Source organism: Planktothrix pseudagardhii (assembly GCF_904830925.1).
In the GTDB taxonomy this organism is placed as follows: domain Bacteria; phylum Cyanobacteriota; class Cyanobacteriia; order Cyanobacteriales; family Microcoleaceae; genus Planktothrix; species Planktothrix tepida.
The window spans coordinates 1,192,730-1,213,910 of record NZ_LR882967.1 but is presented as its reverse complement, the minus strand read 5'-3'; the positions used below and the strand labels follow the sequence as shown (position 1 = coordinate 1,213,910).

Here is a 21,181-nt window from a genome sequence, read left to right as displayed (position 1 = left end):
TGGTGCAAAATGGCTGATGCAGGTGATATCAGATCGCCCTGCTTGAAGTGGAACAACGGATCATCTTCCCAATAAACCACTTTTCGTTCTTTTTGTCGAGTTGCTTATTTGAGTGACAGTCTGCAATTTAACGGGATACCATTTTATCGATTTCTTTTATATCCCAACCTGTCAATTTCTTAAGATTCTCTGTCCAATTTTGGTTCCATTTTCGATATCTTAACCCAGCGAAACAATACGCATTTCCTTTAGGACGACGAATCACATATCGCCCTTGAAAAATATCTCCTCTGGAAACTTTTGGGGCGATTGTTTCATATTCAGTAAAGGCATTAACCGAGGTTCCCACCATGCGAAACTCTAAATCTTTGGGAAACTTCTCTTGAGTATAACGAATATGTAAACGAGTTACATAACCCGACTCAAATGGATCAAGTGTTGGCAGTAAATTCAGCAGTTTTTCAATTTCTTCTGGGGGCAAAGTACAGGGATCACATTTGGTAAAGCGCATACTCGGATAGGCTATATTGGGTAAGTTCATTCCGGTACCAATATAACCCGCATATTCTAAGAAAACAGCATTTTTTCCTTGTCGTTCATATTCTTGTTGAAACATCGCGTCATAGAATTGACTAAAATTATTTTGAGTTTTGAGAAAGTAGGGTAATTCTTGCCCTGATGGTTGAAATTGGTGTGAAGTATTATCCGTTGGGATGGGTACAGTTCGATAATTACTAACTTCTGCAAAACCCTCTGGGGACAGAATGTGAACAATTAAATTTTGTTCTCCTGTGGAGTTTAAAGTTCCTAATCGAATCGGAAGCATAAATTTGGGAGATTCATACTCTAAAACAATCGGACGCAGGAACCCATAACCTGTTTTTTCAAATTCGGTTAAGTTAACTTTAACAACAAAAAACTTCATCCCTTCCTCAAGATAAGATTGCAGCATTTGTTGTGCTTCGGTAGGGACTTTATAGCCATTCTGAACAAGCCAAGTGATCAAACCATTTGATTGTTCAGCACTGAGAATAACAACATCATACTCGCCGACTGTGAATTGATCTTCAACAGTGACATTCAACGCGGAATCAGGAAAAGGTTGTTTCGCTTTGTTAGCTTGATGCAAAAATGAAGGCCATGAAATTGCTATCAAGATTCCAATGATAAAAAATACGATTAATAATTCTATCAAACGTCCGGCTCGTCTGGCCCAGATGCTCATCCCAATCAGAATTAATAAACTGATTGCTAAAACGATACCAGTAGCAAATAAGCTGGATTCTGTACGGCAAGGTTCATCAATATATTCTACCAACCGAGGGGCTGTAAAATCATTGAGGGTATTGACCGCATCTAAGTTACCAATTCTAACTTGATTCCGGTTTGGAACAACGGGAATGGGTACAATGCGAGCAAAATCTTTAACATCTCCCTGATAATCATTCGCCATACTAAAAATACTTTTATTACCTTGATGAGCAATAACAACTTGCGAGGAAGAATTTTGGAGTTGCGTATCAGATTGAGCGACAAAAAAACCACAAAATGCTAAGGCAGTTGGTGTATTCCCCAGCAACAGGAAAAATACACATAACAAGATGAGTAGGTAATTAATACAAGGTTTTTTCATGAGGAAAATAGTAATTGAATTATGATTTTAAGCTCTCTTGACAAATTTTAGCTGGCTTTGGCTCTGTCTCGATTATAATTTGGCTATTCTAATTTAGGTTAGTACGCTATCATCCCGAATATTTTCAAGAAATCCTGAATTTTCTCACCTCTGAGAATTTGGATTAGTCCACAAATTCCCGATTGTCAATTAAAGTTTTAGGTACCTGCAAACCCAAAGTAATTGTTCTAGCTGCCATAAAGGAAGATAACCCAAGCCATAACATCTGATTACTACGAAACTGCCAAGCGGCAATAACCCAAGGCGCAAATCCAAATATTGCTGACAGCACCATTGAGGTTCGCAAGATTCGACCTTCTGTTAACCCTAAAAAATATCCATCTAAAATATAAGCGATTGAACCAAATCCCAACACAGGGATTAACCAAACGACATCCGCCTGAATTCCTTCAATCACATCCAAGTGATTCGTTAACAGTTGAAAAATAGAATTGGGAAATACAATAAATACCGTTGCAAAAGTTAAGCCTAAACCCAAACTAACACCACAAGACATTCGCAAAAGATTTGCCTGTTTCTGTTGATCATTTTTACCTTGAAAAATCCCAGCAAAACTTTCAGTCGCAAACGCTAATCCATCAATAAAGTGTGCAGCTAAACTGACAACTTTTAATAATAATGTATTCGTGGCTAACACCAAAGTTCCTAAACCTGCACTTAAATTAGTAAAGACCGCAAAGGTAGAAATTAAAGCTAAGGTTCGCACTAAGATATCTTTGTTTAGTTTGAAATTAGCCAGCATGGCATCCCGTTCAAAAATGCGAAAACTAACCCGTGATACTTGACTAAACCATCCCTCACTCCTAACTAAAATTATCCCTACCAATAATATTAAATATTGACTCGCCGCCGTTGCAGCACCCGCCCCGGCACTTTCCCATCCCCACTGCATCATGAATAAGTAGTCTAGGACTACGTTTCCCCCGTTAGCAACAGCCGACAGCAGCCAAACTTTACCCCCTTGTTCACGACCGAGAAACCAACCCATCAAGACGAAATTAAGGAGTGTAGCAGGTGCGCCCCAAATCAGGGCATCATAATAAGCTCGACCTGATGCTTTTACTTCCGGTGTGGCATTTAATAAAGCAAATCCCAACTCTCGCAACGGATGCTGCAAAATTAAAATAGTTAACCCTAAGCTTAACGCGAGCAATCCATTCCGTAAGCCAGCGAGTAGGACAGCATCGGGGTCGGAACGTCCCACAGCTTGGGCGGTTGTGCCTGTTGTCCCCATGCGGAGGAACCCAAATGTCCAGTAAATATAGCTAAATAAGACAGCAGCGAGCGCTACCCCAGCTAAATGACGAATTTCTGCTAAGTGTCCTAAAAATGCCATGTCTACTAAACCGGACAAAGGAACCATCAGATTAGATAAAATATTGACAACGGATAGTTGGAAGAAGCGATGCTTGAAATCGGGTTCATTAAGATTAGATGTTGGGTGAATGGACATAAAAAAAATTGTTCTAATTTTTCTTTTTAAAATGTTAGAGGAAAACTTGATTTGCTCATGCTCTCTCACAACCTTTTGTAAGGATAACATTAATTTTATGACGGGATATTTTGAAAAGGTTTATGAAGAAGTTTACAAAGGCTATTTAATTGAAATTTATAAGCACTCCAGTTTTGCACCGGGAGGAGTGGGTTCAATTCACTTCACTGTCCGAGTTAATGGTAAGTATTTGCCGGGAAGTTTTGACGGATACTGTTATAATCATTTTCAGCAGTTGGCGAAGATAAACTCTCCGCCAAATCCAGAGGAATCATTCGCATTGATGGAGGCAAAAAAGTATTGCGATGCTGCTATTGAAGCCTTAGAGCAACGCGGAAATGAACGGATTTCCTTGAATTTAGCTGATTTTTTCTCTCATGTATTTAGGAAAATACGTCACTGGATTGGGATTAAGTTCTTCTAAGCACAAGTGCTTTCGTTGGTGTTGATAATTAAAAAGGGCGATGCCGACAGGCGGCGGCTACGCCATCGCTTGATGATTTTGATCAATTTCTAATCGAATCGTGTTGGGATTTTTCCATTGTTATAAAGGTTAGGATGATGGTGTTTAAGCCTAACGAAAAACCATGCGATATCAAGACATCATCACCCTCGAACCTGGAAAGCGAGGTGGCAAACCTTATATTCGTGGAATGCGAATCACAGTTTATGATGTATTGTCCTATTTGGCTTCAGGCATGACCCATATTGAGAACTTACGCAACTCAATAGCTCTCTAAGTTCGGCTTCCTTTTCTACCGAAATCAGTGAATCATCAACAATTTCTAAAAACTTCTTCTTGTCAAATTTATTGTTTTTTACAAAGTTTTTATTGTTTGACAGGAATATTATTACTACTATTAAAACTCGAAGATAGTCAAGCAATTCTATCAAAAATAAATTTGTTTCTTGTTTATTTTTGTTTATCTTCCTTAGCTTCTTATCAAGCTCAAGATCATCCCCATGAACAAAGGTACTTCTAATGTCATATGCTGTTTTCAAATTTTTCTTGACTTCTAAAGGCGAGTAATTTAATAAGCCAAGTATCTTAGCCCCACGCACCCAGAATCGGAAGGAGATTTCCTGATTTTCAGCTAAGAGTAGAGATTCTAAGCCGATAACAGCATTTGTAATTTTTTCTTCTATTCTAATCTGACTTAAAAGAGCTTCAGAATAATGGCGATATGCTATGGCTAAATGAATCATAGCCTTTTCCTGAAAATCTGATTGATAAATTTGTGTTGGAATTTTGTTTTTAATATCTCTATAAAACATAACTAGATCGGAAGCGTTTTCTTTTGTAATCTTAAGCTTTTCTAAAATATCAATCTCTTTATCGCTGCCAAACGTCGCGCCTAGTATGCTATCCCATAAAATGGCTTCAGAATCCATACGGTAAGACTTGTAATCAGTGCTAGAAACTCTAAAAAGCCGTAATACTGTAATTATTTTTTTAATTTCATTGCGAATTTTATAAGGCTCATTACCATATAACTCTATATCAATTATTGCGGATGGAATCAACCATTTTCTCGTTGAAGAGAAAGCTATAGCTGGATATGGATAAATAGGTTGCTTTTTTTCTAAGTCCTCAATTTTAACCTGCCTTATAATGACCTTAAAGATATCAGAATCTAATTCAAGGCTTTCTAAATCAATAACTACTCCTACAAGTTCAACTACTGCACTCGATTGAAATGGTTCTTTATATATGTTCTTTAGGAAGGTTGTTATTGTTGTGTCAATTATTTCTTCAGCATCAGCTTTGTTGAGTATAGATCCAGCTATTACCTCGACAAATCTATCTAATGACTTTCTGCTTACTAGAGGTTGACTTGCATTTATGTCTTGCAATACAGAATTATACTCACAGGTGTTTCTAATTGAGTCAAATATAGTGCTTGGAACTCTATAAAAACTTTCTGTGATGTATTCATTCTGAGTTTTGCTAAAATGTGTTCCTTCTTTATTATACTCAAAATCCAGAATCTTATCGACAATAAATATGTAGGCTTCTGGTTTGACTTCCGAGATATTAGCCTGAAGTTCATCTTTTATCTTTAAGGCTAAAGCTTTTAATTGAACTACTAACGCATCTTGAGTATTCATATCATTTTAAAAAATATTTGTTAATATAAAATAAAAGAATTGAATTGATTGGCGAAGTTGATATACTAGCTAGGAAATAAGCTTTGAACGCATGATTAGGGGAAAGTTCATTTATTTATAGATGAACTTTGCCCATTGTATCTCATCTTTACCTATCCGCTCGCACAGGTAACAGCGTATCGAGAATCTCCATCAGCAGATCTAAACGAGAAGGGCTTGTCAAAAGCGGTATTAAGGTTGGTTGGGCAAGCTGTAGCTGTCTCCAGCAAAAGTGAACGTTCCTACAGGTGCTTGCTATCCTTTCAGTTGGCTCTTTGCTTTAGCAAGTTGATTCCGAATTAATCGAATTTCTTTTTTGCTACATTGCTGTTTTCTAGCCGCATACATTCTCCGAAGGAAGAAAAGGCTATCTAAGCCCTTTGGACTACCAGTTAACTACAAGTAAGAATACTCACTAGATTTTTTTGTTGATTTCACAATCCCAAAACCCCCATAAGCTTTTCAAACGTGCTAACCTGTTTATTTTCTAAAGCCCCTATAGTCCACCGATCTTTGCTTCGCAGCTTAACTTGGTGATACTCCAATTTACCATTTCGATTCAGAAAAAACTCTATACCGTCTATACCTAGTGGTTCTAGACTAATCGAAGCAGCTTTCTCGTTCATGACATCAACCATGCAATGCACAGTCCACCAACCTTCGTAGCGATTGCCCAGTTTGTCTGCTACTCCACCAGCAAATGTCATATCGTTCCTCTCTTTTTTAAGTAAGCTGCTGCTCTTAAATAAGGTTGCGGTATAAAACTTGCCAATGGGCAAATTTGAATACTAGCGTAGCCCAAAAGTCTGGATGGTTGGTTTTGCTCTACTAACCATTGTACGGAACACTTAGTAAATCAACGGCTCGAAGTTTTGCTATTTCGACACCATCTCGGTATGGAATTCAAGCGATATGGCAGAATTTTTCATGAATCGTTGCAATACCCCAAATTCTTGATAATTGATTTACTGTAATCTTATGAATAGCTAATTGTGCGATTGAGAGTCTGCCCTCGCCATCTTAATCAATTCTTTCAAATAAGCATCAATGGAATATGACAAACCTGTTAACTGGTACAGAAGTTGAAGCGCGATCGCTACGCTGGGAAGTCGTAAGCAGTACCCAACTAGGGCAGCAAACACTTTACCGTCTGCGCTGCTTAGAGGGAGAACTGCGCGGGGAAGAATTTGACATCCTCTATCCCTTTGAATCTATTGAACCAGTAATTCGCGATTTGCGTCCAGACCGCGCTGCACCCTTAAGTAATTGGTTGGTTTACCACCAAGCTTTTCTTTTGGAACAAGCACTGGGAACGGATGCGCTGCTGGCAGTTCAACCAGGTCGTCTGTACCTTGAATCTTATCAACTGGTTCCGGTTCTGCGTGCTATTCGCATGAGTCGGGTGCGGTTGCTGTTGGCAGATGGAGTTGGTTTGGGGAAAACTATTCAAGCAGGGTTAATTATTACTGAGTTGATGGCGCGGCGAGTGGCGCATCGGATTTTAATTGTTTCCCCGGCAGGGCCATTGTTGGAACAGTGGAAACTAGAAATGGCAGAACGGTTTGGTTTGCGGATGGATGAAATTAACCGCGCTAGGTTGGAAGAAATTCGCCGGGGGACGGAGTTAGGCGCAAACCCATTTGACCATATTTCCTTGGGCATTGCTTCGATCGATTTTCTGAAACAGGAAAAAATTATTGATTTGCTCGAAAGAGCGAGTTATGACATGGTGGTGTTGGATGAAGCGCATCACTGTATGGACTTAGGTGCGATCGAGGATCGGGAAGATTCTCAACGTCGCCGACTGGCCCAAGTGTTAGCGCGTCGCTGTGATTCGTTACTATTACTAACGGCGACTCCCCATGATGGCAATGACCGTTCCTTTGCCTCTCTGTGCGAACTGTTAGACCCTTCTTTGATAGATGGAAGAGGAAGTTTGAGAGGCGATCGCTATCGTCGCCATGTTGTCCGTCGCTTGAAATCCCATATTCCTGGACGCTTCAAAACTCGCATTGTCCGACCAATATCAGTAACAGCTTCGCCAACATTACATCCTAATTTTGTAGCGTTACAACAGGGGTTACTGGAATTAATTGCACCAGAACTCCGTCGCGCTTTTAGGAATAAGCGTTATAACGATGTGCTGGCATTTATTGCTTTACTCAAACGTAGTGTTTCCACGGTAGCAGCTTGTAAATCAACATTAACCGTGGTAGCAGAACGATTTCAACAGTTGCTAACAGAAGGTTCGGAAACTCAAGAAAGTAAAAGGCAGAGGTTAAAAACATTACGAGATTACTATCGAAAATTAGAACGATTTGGCACGGTTAGTTTTGAAGAAGAACAAGAACAATTTGCCTTAGAAGCAGAAGAGTTAGCGCAAAATTTAGCCGAATTAGAACGGGAAGTTCGGTCTGGTTCGCGGAGTGTGGCTAAAATTTCTAATTTAGTAGAAGCACTGGATAACTTAGTTGAATTAGCTGAGGCGGCAGTTGAACAAGATCCAAAACTGCACCAATTAATTGAAGAAATTCAACAAATTCGCTCTTCTGAACCAAATGCTAACGTACTAATTTACACGGAGTATATTACCAGTCAACGTGCAGCAGTAAAAGCAATTCAAGCTACAAAAATGGGCGAAGTATTGATGCTTTCTGGTAATGATACAGACAAGGTACGCTTAGAAATTACCGATCGCTTTCGCACAGAAACTAATTTAATATTAGTTAGCACTGATACCGCAGCAGAAGGTTTGAATTTACAGCAACGCTGTCATCATTTAATTCATTTAGAATTACCGTTTAATCCCAATCGATTAGAACAACGTAATGGTAGAATTGACCGCTATGGGCAAGAACTCGATCCAATTGTCAGTTATTTGTTTTTACGGGGAACTTTTGAAGAACGCATTTTACTGCGGTTGATTGCTAAGTATGAAAAGCAACGAGCGATTTTAACTTTTGTGCCGAATACTTTGGGTTTAACAACGTCTACAGATGCAACCACTGCTAAATTATTAAAGGGATTGATGGATGAAGATGCAAAACTTTTTGAAGATGATACGCCGTTGTTAGTTAATTTAGAAACGGCAGATGAAAATGAGGGAACCGATCCAGCAACTCGCGAATTATTAGAAGAAATTGACCATTCTTTAAAAGGATTTCGGGAAGCAGCACGCACTCATACTTGGTTAGGCGATGCAGGGTTAAATGCAGAGTCGCGACTGCTGACGGAAGCAGGGGAAGCAAAGGAAAAAGGCGATCGCACCCTATCAGTCAATCTCCTAAGTTTTGTCCGCGATGCCGTTTATCTCGATGGTGGCGACTTTCGGGAAACGTCACAAACTGACATTTTTGAGGTGCGACTTCCCTCAAATTGGTGTTATGGGTTGGAGGAATTACCGGGATATGATGCAAATACGCGCTATTTGCGATTAACTACGAATTTGGACATTACCCGCGATGCCCAAAACCGCCCTGTAGGATTTTTGGGTCGCGCCCATCCTCTAGTCAGACGCGCTTTAGACCGAGTACGAAATTTGTCTTTTGGCAATGGAGATTCCTACAGTCAAGACCCCCGCGCTAGTGTAGTAAAAGCAGATGTTCCAAGTCCTACTTTATTATTTACGTTTTTGGGTCGGGTTGCTAGTGGAGCGGGGTCAGAATTTGAGCGAGTATTGGCAGTGAAGGTGTCAGGTGTCAGGGGTCAGGGGTCAGGGAAAGAAAGCTTAACACCTGACACCCGAAACCTAACACCTGACACCTGCACTGAATTTTATTTGCAAGCTAACCAATGGTTATGTTTGATAGATCCAAAACGGGCAATGAATACGACCGATATTTGGCAAAATTATTTTCAGCAGGGATGGGAAACGGCTAAGAGTTCGGCGCACTCAACTGCTGAAGCAGGTTGGCAGGTAGCAGCGAAAGAATTTGTTCGGGGATATACCCTTGAGTTAGAACGGGAACAAGATGCGATCGCTCAATGGTTACAACTGCGAACTCAGGAAATTACCGGGGAAGTTGTCACTGCTGTTCAGATGAATTTATTTGATACTGCTAACTCGGAAGAGCAAACTTTTCAGTCAGAATGGATGTATCTCAAAAACCCCGTGGAAAGGTTAGCTGCTTATGCCACTGATGTCACTCAACCTGCGAAACTGCGTAGCGAAGCGGATGGGGTGTTACGCATCTATCACCAGCGTTGGGACATGATACAGTCAAGATTAGCACTGAGTAACCCAGAAATTTTGCCCTTGGGTGTTTTGATGCTGGTTCCAGAGGTAAATTATGACGCTTGAACTACTCCAACATTGTACTTTCACCGGGCCAGCACTACCTGAACCTTTTGTGCGGTTTGAGTTAGAAAAGGAACTGACTAAGGCGAAACTTTTACCCAAAACAACGGGGAATGAAGGCAAGGAATTAGACGAAGCTTGGCAAGTTTATCGTCGCAAGTTGCGAGAATTGGCGACGAGAGGCGGTGCATTGCGGGTGAGAAATCATGTTATTACCCCTTTGGTGAAGTTATTGGGGTACGATGGCATTGAGTCAGGCGGTGAAGTGGAAACCCGCGAAGGTTTGGAGTCAGGCGGTGAAGTGCTGGTAACTGCCGATAATTCAACTAAATTAAGGGTTTGGTGTACTGATTTTGAAACAGATTTAGATGCCCCAGCAAGACGGGGTGCTGCTTATCGCTATAGTTATTTACGCATTGCCCAAAGAGTATTACTAACTTGTGGGGAACGGTTGGGACTCTTAACAAATGGGGTGGAATTACGGTTATTAATTTCCGATCCGGCTCGTCCAGATTCCCAAATTACCATTGCTATTGACCCTTATTGGAAACGCAGCAGAAATATTCCCGATTCTTTTTTATTACTGTTGGCGTTAGTGTCTCCCAATGGGGTGAAGGCATTACCGGAATTGGTGGAAAAAGCGCGGTTGCAGCAGGCGCGGGTAACAAAGGAATTACGAGTACAGGCGCGACGTGCGGTAGAAAGGTTTATTCAGGAGATTTTGGAACAGGTGTCAGGTGTCGGGGGGTTAGGTGTCAGGGGTGAGATTTCAGGAACAGAAAACCTGACACCTGACAGCCGACATCTGACACCTGCACTTGATACCTCTTCCTTCGCTAAACAACTTTGGAAAGAAGGATTAATTATTGTTTATCGCTTACTATTTATCCTCAAATTAGAAAGTAGTGATAACCCTGCACAAGCATTTAGTTTTGCTTCTACAAGTTTGTGGCGCAATACTTTTTCTCCAAGTATGGCACTGGCAAATTATGCTCGCAAAGTGCTAGATGATGGATGGGAAACTGGCAGTTTTTTAGAGAATGGATTGCGTTCTTTATTCCGTTTATTTGCTGAAGGTTTATCATGTACTGAGTTAAATGTCAAGCCTTTAAGCGGTGTTTTATTTGGGGCTGATAGTACACCTATTTTGTCGAAATTGAAATGGGGAGAACGGGCAATTTCTCACCTGTTTGACCAACTTTTGTGGACAATGCCACAAGCAGGAAAAGCAAGGGAAAGAGTACATTATGGTTCTTTGGATGTAGAAGATTTAGGGCGCGTTTATGAAGCTTTGTTAGAATTAGAACCTGGAATTAGCACTGAACCAATGTGTCGATTAAGGCGGCAAAAGTTAGAGGTAGTTCTTCCAGTTGATCAAGGTGAAAAGTATCGGAAGCAGGTATCAGGTGTTAGGGATCAGGTGTCAGGTGTTGAAGTTCAGGAGTTAGAAAAAAATGCAGGAGGTCAAAAGTTATCGGGATCTGAAAGTTTGGAATCGGGCGATGGATATGGTAGTAGAGTGTTATCAAGTGACGAAACAGTTTCCGACAACCGAAACTTACGGATTGAGCAGTCAGATTCAAAGAGCAGCAGTATCAGTTCCAGCAAACATCGCCGAGGGAAAAGGGAGGGATCATCTGGGTCAATACATCCATCATCTATCAATAGCGAACGGATCTCTGATGGAATTAGAGACACATCTATTGATAGCGGGGAAACTTTCGTACCTGACACCTCAAGAATTGGAGGAAATTCTGACAATAACAGCGGAAGTGGGTCGGATGCTGAATGGTTTGAGGAAGACACTGAAGGAACGGATGAAGAAGACAACCTGACACCTAACACCCGAAACCGGAAACCTGATAAGGTTGATTGGATAGAAGAAATTCCACCAGGGCGTTTTTATTTACGGGTGGGATTGGGTAGAAAAGCGAGTGGATCTTATTATACGCCTCATTCCTTTGTGCGTTTTTTGGTCAAGGAAACTTTGGAACCGCAAATTAATGAAAAATCGCCTAAAGATGACCCAAAACCAGGGGAAATCCTCAAGCTGAAGGTGTTAGACCCAGCGATGGGAAGCGGTCATTTTTTAGTAGAAGCTTGTCGGTTTTTAGGGGATAAATTATATGAAGCTTGTCGGTTATGTGATGAGTTAGCGACGGAGGCGGAGAAGCAGGCAGAACAGGTGTCAGGGGTTAGGTTTCAGGTTTCAGAACAGGTTTCAGGGGTTAGGTTTCAGGTTTCAGAACAGGTGTCAGGGGTTAGGTTTCAGGTTTCAGAACAGGTTTCAGGGGTTAGGTTTCAGGTTTCAGGTATTAGAAATAATCGCGTTTCAGAAACAAAAAATCTGACACCTGACACCCAACACCTGACACCTGACACCCAACACCTGACACCTGATAGCTATTTACAAAAAGCAAGAGAACTACGTCAACGGATCATAGATTTACCCGATCCTGATGATAAATTGTTGAAATATTTGCCTTCTTCTGCACCGGAGAAAGAGGAAACTGGTTATTCTCAAACTGAGGCGATCGCTTTGTGTCGGCGGTTAGTGGCGGTGCATTGTCTTTATGGTGTGGATAAGAACCCGTTAGCGGTGGAATTGGCGAAATTATCTTTATGGTTAGAGTCTCATGGGGAAGGGTTGCCTTTGACTTTTTTAGATCACCGTTTGGTAGTGGGAGATTCTTTAACGGGGCCATTTTTTGAGCATTTACTGAAGGAACCAGGTTCGCAAGATGATGTACAAAAGTTAATTTGGCAAGGGGTGAATCAACAGTTTAGAAATGCAATTAATGAGGCATTAAAGCACGTCCGAGATTTGGAAGCAACTATCGGGGTAAATATTTCCGAAATTCAGGCGAAGGAAGCTGCAAAGGCAAGGTTAGATCGGGCTTTAGCTCCTTTTAAGATTGTAGCGGCAGCTTGGGCTGGTGGGGTAATGTTAGGTAAGGATAAGTGTGACGATCTTGCTTATTCTCAGTTAGTGCAAATAGTGGGAAAAATGGGAGATTTACCAGAACAGGTGTCGGGTGTCGGGTTTCAGGTTTCAGGGCAGGTTTTAGGGGTCAGTAATCAGGTTTCAGGGATGAGTTTGGATAGTAGAGACTCAATGACAGATATTAGAGATTCAAACCCTGAACAATCAAAACTTTTGGCAATGATTGCGCGGGGGTTGGGTCTGCAAAGTGTACCATCTAAGCGTGAAGATTTAATTGCATTGGTATCAGGCAATAGTAGATATCAAGTTTCAGAAAATACTGACACCAAATACCTGACACCTGACACCTGCGTTCCAGCTTTGTCTTATGATTTGACGTTTGCTGAGGTGTTTTATCCGAGTGGAAATTTAGGAAATAGGCAGGGGTTTGATGCGGTTTTGGGTAATCCGCCTTGGGATGCAATTCAATTTAAAACTAAAGAATTTTTAGCAGCATTTGATATCACCATTCTTGATGCTCCTACCAAGCGGGAAAGAGATAAAATAGAAAAGCAACTTATGGAAGATGAAAGCTGTAAAAAGCTGTTTGAAATTTATCAAGAGGATTTTGAGCAACAAAAACGAGCTAATGATATTATTTACCACTATCAAAAGGTTCGTATAGAAGGAGATTTAGCTGGTAGACAGTTAGATGCTTTTCGCGTCTTTATGGAACGAAATGCACAATTATTGAAAACATTAGGATTAACAGGTGTTGTGGTTCCCTCTGCTTTTCATGCTAATGAAGGTGCAACTGGAATTAGACAACTTTATTTAGAAAAAATGAATTTACAATGTTGTTATTCATTTGAGAATAGGCGGAAATTATTTGAAATTGATTCTCGGTTTAAATTTGCTGTTGTAATTGCTCAGGAAGGAAAACTTACTGATGAATTTCCTTGTGGTTTTTATCTCCATGATGATGAATACTTATTTCGTGATCGAAGAGAAAATTTATCACTTAACTATAATCTCGATTTTGTTAAAAAAACAGGTGGTAATTATCTAAGTTTGTTAGAGTTGCGATCAGAAAAAGATTTAGAAGTTGCTAAGGTTTGTTTTGCTAACGGCGAACCTTTTGGTAACGTTTGTGATCGCTTAGGTATTAAACTAGGCAATGAGCTACACATGACTCATGATTCTTGGCGCTTCACATCCACTTCTAAAATTTTACCGGAAGGCAAAGATCCACGTGAGCCAGATGTAGCCAAGCAACTATTAAAAATGGGTTATCTTGTACTACATGAAGGTAAAACTTTCTGGCAATATAATGATCAATGGGAATCATTACCAAAATATTTGATATCAGTTAAACATATATTTGAGCGAACAACTTGGCAGAAACCGCCTAGTTTTTATAGATTAGCTTTACGAAAAGTATCTAGTTCAACAAATGAGCGGACTTTAATAATATCTCTTCTTCCTACTTTATGGCTATCAGGAGATAGTATTTTTGCAGAATTAGAACCTCATCAGCGTAAATTATCCTATGCCATGATACTATCTGCGTGTTGTTCATCTTACATCACAGATTGGCTTACTCGTCAGTTTGTATCTGCTAACGTTAATCTATTTATTGTCAATCGTATCCCGCTACCTGACACTCAACACCAAACATCTAAAACCTTTCTCTCTCATTCCGCCCTTCGCCTCACTTGCAACCACACCGGATACTTACCCCTTTGGCAAGAACAACTTGGTAACGAATGGCGAGAATATGAAGAGGTGTTAGGTATCAAGGATCAGGTTTCAGAAACAAAACACCTGACACCTGAAACCCGAAACCTGAAACCTAAATTCACTTTTCCGGTTTTATCAACTGATAACGAAAGATGGCAAATACGCGCCGCCATTGATGCAGTTGTTGCTGATGCTTACGGACTCAACCGCGAACAATACGCCCACATCCTATCAACATTCAGCCACAAAAGTTACCCCAAAGCACCCCAACTCTGCCTCGCTTGCTTTGACGAACTGAAAAACATCGGGCTAGAAGCATTCACCCGAAAATATGATCCTTATTGGGATATTCCCCTCAATAAAAATCTACCAAAACCCGTGATAGAGTTACCCATTCCAGAAGTAAATACAAATGCTGTTTCTACCGAGGATGGCAGTTTTCAACTTACCGCACCCCCAACTGAAAAACCTAAATCAAGGAGGAAAAAGAAATGAAAGAACAAACCTTTAAACTAAATGAATCTCAAATCAAATTCCTTGAACGTTGCAAAGAATATGGATTTAAAACACCCAATGAACTCGTCATAACTGCTATTCAGCGATTACAGTCAGAGTTAGAGTCAGAAAATTTGCAAGAATCTGCCGAACTCTATGCAGAAATCTATGCCGAAGATGAAGAATTACAAGAATTAACTGAATCTGGTTTAAAAGAATGGCCACAGGAATAGAAATTAAACGAGGCATGATTATTGATGTGAATCTTGACCCCACGAAAGGATCGGAAACCGGAAAAATTCGCCCTTGTATTGTTGTTACCAATAATACCTACAACGAGCGTGTTCCGGTTATTCAAGTCGTCCCTATCACTGGTTGGAACAGTAAAAAAGCAAAAATTAAAACTAATGTCGAAATTGATACTTCTGAAATGAACAAATTAACGAAAAAATCAATTGCTGACTGCTTACAAACACGACCCATTGATTATCGTTCTCGTTTAGTAAGCATTCGAGGGGAACTTGAACCCGAACTCATGCTCAAAATTGATCAAGCCCTCCGTATTGTTTTTGCCCTATAGTAAATTATTTAAAAAATCATGAGCTTTAGTTTTAAATTGCAAGAAATCATAGAGAAAGGTGACGATTCCCTAGTTGCGACTAGCACTTTTCTCAGCCAAAAAATGGCAATTTTAGATTGTACAGGAGTTGATATAATTTCCCCTAACCAACTCGATTTACTATTTTCAAGAATTCCCGAAACTTGGGATTTTGCCCAACTAGGAGAAATTATTGATGCTTCCACTCTCAGCGACTCTTTAGCATCTCAGTTTTCCCAATATATTAATCAGCAGGTTTCAGGGGTCAGGTATCAGGTGTCAGAGGAGGAGCCAGGGAGCAGGTTTCAGGGTAGGTTTCAGGAATTAGAAACCGAAAGCCTGACACCTGACACCCGAAACCTCACACCTGCACCTGCTCTCCATCCCATTCAAATTCTCGACAAATTAACAGAAGAATACAAAGACTATCTCAAAACCGAATTTCGGGCTAAAGATTACCAACTAAAAGCAGCATTAGAAAGAGAATTAGATACACCCTTATTTTTAGCTCAAGAACCCTTTTATCAAGCCCATCGCCCATTCAAAGACGGTGTTAAATGGCATGATTTACCAATTGATTCCCAATTGGCAACAGTCATGAAAAAAAGGACAAAAAGCGAATATGCTTACTTACACCAAAGTCAAGCAATTTCTCACCTTTTAGGTGCTAACACTTCCCCCTTAGTTGTCACCACCGGAACAGGTAGCGGTAAAACAGAATCTTTCCTATTACCAGTTATTCAAAATGCCATAGAAGACTCGATTCAATTCAAAAAATCGGGATTAACTGCCATCTTAGTTTATCCCATGAATGCCCTTGCCAATGATCAAGAATTGCGGATTAATGATTTCCTGCAAAAATCCGGTTGGCAAAGTGCAATATCTGTTAGAAAATACGACAGGGGAACGAAACAAGCAGAACGGGAAGAACTTCGGAAAAATCCGCCTCATATTCTTTTAACTAATTACATGATGCTGGAATATTTGCTAGTTCGTCCAGCCGATAGAGAAGCAATTTTTGCCAACCATCGTTGCCACTTTTTAGTTTTAGATGAAGTTCATACTTATCGGGGAACACTAGGCAGCAATATCGCCTTACTCGTGCGACGATTAAAAGCGCATTTAACTAATGCCAAACAAGATTATTTTACTAATATTTCTCCCGATATTCAAACCCGTCGCTATCCTCAACTAATTCCCGTTGGTACTTCCGCCACAATTAAAAGGGAGGGTTCAGGTGTCAGGGGTCAGGGATCAGGAATAGAAAACCTGACACCTGAAACCCAAAACCTGACACCTATTCAAGATTTTTTCAGTAAACTAACAGGTGCTAATAAAAATACAATTCGAGTCATTGGTGAAGAACTGCAAGATATTCAAACTCCTGAAACCGCTATCTATTCTCCTCAACCTATCACAATCAAAGACTTCGACCTCACCAACCCCGAAGCCGTTAGACAAACCCTCTGTGCATTAGGCAACCAACCCCCAGACACACCCTTAGAAGTTGCAGTACATCACGCCCGCTTGCTATGGGACTTAAATCGCTGGTTGACGCGATCGCCCCTATCCATATCACAAATAGTCGAAAAAGTCAAAGCAGAAATTCAAGAACGCTCTCAATGTAACGATAGCGAACTCAGAAGCGAAGTAGAAACCGCCCTGCTAGTTGGTGCAGCCTTACCAGAAGGCACCCCCGGCGCATTGCAACTCCGCGCCCATCGCTTAATTCGAGGCGGTTGGCAATTCCACCGTTGTATTAACCCCACCTGCGGCAAACTTTACCCAATGGGCGAAGAACGCTGTCAATGCGGACATCAAACAGCACCTTTATATCTATGTCGTAACTGCGGTGCTGACTACCTACGCTTTATTGGTGAACCCACTTCTCAACCCCTACAACCTTCCGCCGTCCCTGATGATAGCTCAGAATGGATGCTCTACGACCCCAGTCGTTTCGATATCCAAGCAGATAGCGAGGAAGACAGCGAAGAAGAACCCCAACCTCGTACCTCTCGCAAAGGTAGCCAAAAACAAACCAAACAAATCAAAAAACGCCCCGTTCTCCAAGGTTCCTTTGATACCTCGACTCTCTCCTTCAGTACCAACCCCAAAGACTACCCTTGGCAAGTCACCCTCGCCCCCGCCCGTACCCGTTGCCTGTGTTGTGGTGGTACAGCCGGAAGCCGAAACGTAATTACCCCTGTAGCATTGGGAACTTCAGCCGCCGTAAAAGTGCTGAGTGAAGGATTAGTAGAAGCCTTAGCCCAAGCCAACTCTAACCAACCTAACCATGATGGCAAAGAACGCTTGTTAGTTTTCAGCGATAGCCGTCAAGATGCCGCCCACCAAGCAAGATTTATTGTTTTTACCAGTCGGTACGATCGAATGCGACGACGGGTGGTACAAATTTTAAAACAGGTGTCAGGGGTTAGGGATCAGGGGTCAGGGAAAGAAACCTTAACACCTGACACCCAAAACCTAACACCTAATACCTCTTGCAAATCACTTTCCTTACAGCGAGTCGTAGAATTGCTGGGAGAAAGGGGACTGCAAGAACATGATAATCAATACGCCCCAGCTAACCCTAGCGGCTTTCTAACTGATGAAACAAAGCACAGAATTAGTGCTTGGGAAGAAGCACCTTTACTTGATGAACTAGCAGTTAATGCTGGATATCGTGCAACATTAATGAACTTGGGCTTAGTGCAAGTTAAATATCACCGTTTAGATGAATACGTGCAAACTAACGGGTTAGAAATTGCCAAAAATTTAGGTATTTCTCAGGAAATTTTAGAATATATTTCTCGTTGTTTGTTAGATGAAATTCGCATTCGCGGCTGTCTTTCTCGCGAATTATTACGTTATCATCCTCAACATCCCAGTTGTCCCAGCTACACAAAAGCCGCTGAATGGGAAAGACGGATGAAACAACCCCAAGGTTATGCTTTTTTAAGTGAACAACCTGTCCCTTATTTAGATAGTGCCACCATACCTTATGGCATTAAACTAAATAACCCTTGGCGCAAACCAAAAACAGGTGGTAGAGGGCCAAGTTTAGAGCGCATTCTTAAACACTTACTCACTCGCTGTGGCGGCACTGAACCAACAGAAGAACAGATGGTAGAACTGTTAGCGTGGTTGCAAAATGGCAGTTTCTTAGTCGCTTCAGAATTATACGGTGCTAGAGACAAAATCCATCTTTTACAAGTGAATGCGGAAGTAGTTCATCTGCACTTAGCCACCGCACAACAACGCTACCGTTGTGAAGTTTGTTCTACTCATAAGTTAGGAGCAAAAGAAAATTTACCTTGTCCTTATTGTCACGGTAATTTAAAACATTGGTCAGAATCAGAAGTCTTACAAAATCGCAATGTTAAACGGATTCTAGCTGATCAATTTATTCCTTTAGAAGCTGGAGAACATACTGCCCAAGTTCCTAACGATGTTAGAGTAGAACTTGAAGAAGATTTTAAAGCACCAGCAACAGAATCAAAAGTTAATTTATTAGCTTGTTCTCCTACTTTAGAAATGGGCATTGATGTGGGTGGGTTAGATGCAGTAATTTTGCGAAATGTACCGCCTCGCCCCGATAATTATGCTCAACGGGGAGGACGTGCGGGACGGCGCACTCGTATCGGTTTAGTCGTCAGTTATGCCCGCAGTACACCCCATGATCAATATTTTTACGATCAACCAGCAGAAATGATCGCTGGGGAAGTACCTGCACCCGCCTTAGCATTGGGCAACCGAGATGTAATTTTTCGGCATTTGAATGCGATCGCATTTGGTGCAGCCGAACCAGGTTTAGCTGGCAAAATGGTTGAATATGTTTCCCCGCAAGGTGATATTAAACAAGAAGCGGTAGATGCTTTAATTAATGGGGTGCAAGCACAATGCGATCGGGCTGTTACTCTAGCACAAGAAGCTTGGGAAGAAACAGTCTTAAATGAAGCGGGACTGAGTGAAACCCAGTTGCGTGAACATTTAAAAACCTTATCATCACGTATTCAAGATGTCATTAACCGCACCGCCCGACAAGTCAAAGAACTACGAACCGCCCTCGATACCTACTCCGCCGAACTACAAGGAGAACGCGCTGGCACCCGCGCCGCCCAATTAATAGCCCGAATTTTAGGGATTGAAACCGATAAAAAACGCAATGCTAATGAAGCAGATGATCGTTCTGCTGGGTATCCCCTACGCCGTTTCGCCGAATTTGGCATCCTTCCCGGTTACGAATTTCCTACCCAACCCGCAGCACTGCGATTGTTAGGCGACGAACGAGAAGATGACCCCATCAGCGTAGCCCGTCGCTTCGGTATTGGACAATTTCAGCCCAATGCTCAAGTTTTCGCCCGTACCAAACGCTGGAAAGTCATCGGTTTGGATAACGCTTCACCTTGGAATCCCAGAACCGAAAGTGCTACTTGGTTGTATCGATTATGTAATACTTGCGAGTTACGATTTGATGGTAACGAACCGTCTTGTCCCCGTTGTGGAAATAATGCGCCTGGAAAATCATTCCCGGCGGGTGAATTTGCGGGATTTTTAGCACGACGGGACGAAAGTCCAATTCTCGACGAAGAAGAACGCTATGCTACACGCAATTTAGTAAAAACTCATCCGCAATGGAACGGACAAGTAATAGCAAGGTGGACTGTCACCCCAGGATGGGGACTGCGCCTAAGCCGGGATGAAGAAGTTCGCTGGATTAATGAAGGTTTACCTGCTACTGACAAAGAACGTACTGATGGTATTCCTCTACTACACAACGATGCAAAGGGATATTTACTTTGTAGCGATTGTGGACGAATTTTAGAAGATCCCGATCGGCAAAATACCACACAAGGACGGCGAAAAGCACGCAAATCTGGTCAAGATGACCCCTTTGGTCATGCAGATAAATGCCCCCAAGCTGGCAAGTCACCGCAACCATTAGCGATCGCCACTTCTAGTAAAGCAGAAGTATTACGGCTAGTGTTACCCGTACCCAGTTCTATGCCAAAAGAGGATTTCCAGTCTTGGGGATTATCTCTAGGCTATGCACTGAAAGCTGGAATGCAGCATCTATATATGCTAGACGGTTCGGAGGTTGATTTTGAGTTTGAGGGAATGTGGCAAGTTAATAATGGCGGAAAACGTTACGGTCTAGTATCGTTAACATTTATCGATCCGAGTTTAGGTGGAAGTGGTTATCTGCGTCGCATTGCTACTGAGTTTGATCAAGTGGCGAAAGAGGCGATCGCTCATTTAGATCATCCTAATTGCGAAACAGCCTGTTATCGTTGCCTAAAATCTTATCAAAATCAACGCTATCACGAACTACTAAACTGGCTGCAAGTAATCCCCGCATTAGAACAATTAGCACAATCACCCCCGGTTACTCGTCCTTTAGAAACTGGCGACCTTGACGATCCGCTTCCTTGGTTAGAAGCCTATAATGCGGGTGTGGGTTCGCCTTTAGAACTCAAGTTTTTACGCTTATTTGAACAGCATGGATTTCAACCTGAAAAACAAGTTCCCGTGCCAACTAATAACCCAATTTCTATTGCTGATTTTGCTATACCAGAACGAAGATTGGCAATTTATATTGATGGGGCAGCATTTCATAAAGGTGTGAATCGGAGACGCGATCGCTTTATTCGCGACCGGCTTACCAATGATAATCCGCCTTGGCGAGTAGTAGTGTTAGGTGCAGTTGATTTAACAAAGGGTCAAGCATTGGTAGAAATGTTGAAGGCAGAAGAGTTAAGAAAGTGAATGTTTATGCTAAACCTCAAACCGATTTCAAC

At 41.5% G+C, this 21,181-nt stretch carries 10 protein-coding genes; 7 read left to right on the top strand and 3 right to left on the bottom strand.

What is annotated here, in order from left to right; all coding sequences use genetic code 11:
* Positions 1–127: 127 nt before the first annotated feature.
* On the bottom strand, positions 128–1,633 hold the full coding sequence (locus NMK36_RS05250; protein ID WP_254173173.1) for a DUF2330 domain-containing protein: 1,506 nt from the start codon (positions 1,631–1,633) through the stop codon (positions 128–130).
* A 163-nt stretch (positions 1,634–1,796) separates the two neighbouring features.
* Positions 1,797–3,146, bottom strand: a complete 1,350-nt coding sequence (gntT, locus tag NMK36_RS05245) for a guanitoxin biosynthesis MATE family efflux transporter GntT (protein WP_254173172.1) — start codon at positions 3,144–3,146, stop codon at positions 1,797–1,799.
* 97 nt (positions 3,147–3,243) lie between these two features.
* On the opposite strand from gntT, the gene NMK36_RS05240 reads away from it, so the two are divergent.
* Both NMK36_RS05240 and NMK36_RS05235 read left to right on the top strand, forming a co-directional pair.
* Positions 3,244–3,609 (top strand): hypothetical protein, encoded by a 366-nt coding sequence (locus tag NMK36_RS05240; RefSeq protein WP_254173171.1) that lies wholly within the window; start codon positions 3,244–3,246, stop codon positions 3,607–3,609.
* A 163-nt stretch (positions 3,610–3,772) separates the two neighbouring features.
* On the top strand, positions 3,773–3,925 hold the full coding sequence (locus NMK36_RS05235; protein ID WP_254173170.1) for a DUF433 domain-containing protein: 153 nt from the start codon (positions 3,773–3,775) through the stop codon (positions 3,923–3,925).
* A 1,842-nt stretch (positions 3,926–5,767) separates the two neighbouring features.
* Here the strand turns inward: NMK36_RS05235 and NMK36_RS05225 are convergent.
* Complete coding sequence (locus tag NMK36_RS05225; RefSeq protein ID WP_254173169.1) at positions 5,768–6,040, bottom strand: hypothetical protein; 273 nt, start codon at positions 6,038–6,040, stop codon at positions 5,768–5,770.
* A gap of 347 nt (positions 6,041–6,387) precedes the next feature.
* Here NMK36_RS05225 and NMK36_RS05220 point away from each other — a divergent pair, with 347 nt between their 5' ends.
* From NMK36_RS05220 to NMK36_RS05195, 5 genes are read left to right on the top strand one after another with little or no spacing between them, the layout of a single operon-like run.
* On the top strand, positions 6,388–9,633 hold the full coding sequence (locus NMK36_RS05220) for a helicase-related protein (protein ID WP_254173168.1): 3,246 nt from the start codon (positions 6,388–6,390) through the stop codon (positions 9,631–9,633).
* Positions 9,623–14,788: an Eco57I restriction-modification methylase domain-containing protein gene (locus tag NMK36_RS29080; protein ID WP_438822815.1), complete on the top strand. Its 5,166-nt coding sequence runs from the start codon at positions 9,623–9,625 to the stop codon at positions 14,786–14,788. Before NMK36_RS05220 ends, NMK36_RS29080 begins: the two co-directional genes overlap by 11 nt.
* On the top strand, positions 14,785–15,021 hold the full coding sequence (locus tag NMK36_RS05205) for a hypothetical protein (RefSeq protein WP_254173167.1): 237 nt from the start codon (positions 14,785–14,787) through the stop codon (positions 15,019–15,021). The genes NMK36_RS29080 and NMK36_RS05205 overlap by 4 nt, the downstream gene beginning before the upstream one ends.
* Positions 15,006–15,368 carry a type II toxin-antitoxin system PemK/MazF family toxin gene (locus tag NMK36_RS05200; protein WP_254173166.1) on the top strand — a complete coding sequence of 121 codons (363 nt, stop codon included), beginning with the start codon at positions 15,006–15,008 and terminating at the stop codon, positions 15,366–15,368. Before NMK36_RS05205 ends, NMK36_RS05200 begins: the two co-directional genes overlap by 16 nt.
* A gap of 18 nt (positions 15,369–15,386) precedes the next feature.
* Positions 15,387–21,149, top strand: coding sequence for a DEAD/DEAH box helicase (locus NMK36_RS05195; protein WP_254173165.1), 5,763 nt, complete (start codon positions 15,387–15,389; stop codon positions 21,147–21,149).
* The last annotated feature ends 32 nt before the right edge of the window (positions 21,150–21,181 follow it).

What these genes read in the sequence shown, in the direction of transcription:
- NMK36_RS05250 (WP_254173173.1), bottom strand. Translation starts at nt 1,633, where the DNA reads ATGAAAAAACCTTGTATTAATTACCTACTCATCTTGTTATGTGTATTT.
- gntT (WP_254173172.1), bottom strand. Translation starts at nt 3,146, where the DNA reads ATGTCCATTCACCCAACATCTAATCTTAATGAACCCGATTTCAAGCAT.
- NMK36_RS05240 (WP_254173171.1), top strand. Translation starts at nt 3,244, where the DNA reads ATGACGGGATATTTTGAAAAGGTTTATGAAGAAGTTTACAAAGGCTAT.
- NMK36_RS05235 (WP_254173170.1), top strand. Translation starts at nt 3,773, where the DNA reads ATGCGATATCAAGACATCATCACCCTCGAACCTGGAAAGCGAGGTGGC.
- NMK36_RS05225 (WP_254173169.1), bottom strand. Translation starts at nt 6,040, where the DNA reads ATGACATTTGCTGGTGGAGTAGCAGACAAACTGGGCAATCGCTACGAA.
- NMK36_RS05220 (WP_254173168.1), top strand. Translation starts at nt 6,388, where the DNA reads ATGACAAACCTGTTAACTGGTACAGAAGTTGAAGCGCGATCGCTACGC.
- NMK36_RS29080 (WP_438822815.1), top strand. Translation starts at nt 9,623, where the DNA reads ATGACGCTTGAACTACTCCAACATTGTACTTTCACCGGGCCAGCACTA.
- NMK36_RS05205 (WP_254173167.1), top strand. Translation starts at nt 14,785, where the DNA reads ATGAAAGAACAAACCTTTAAACTAAATGAATCTCAAATCAAATTCCTT.
- NMK36_RS05200 (WP_254173166.1), top strand. Translation starts at nt 15,006, where the DNA reads ATGGCCACAGGAATAGAAATTAAACGAGGCATGATTATTGATGTGAAT.
- NMK36_RS05195 (WP_254173165.1), top strand. Translation starts at nt 15,387, where the DNA reads ATGAGCTTTAGTTTTAAATTGCAAGAAATCATAGAGAAAGGTGACGAT.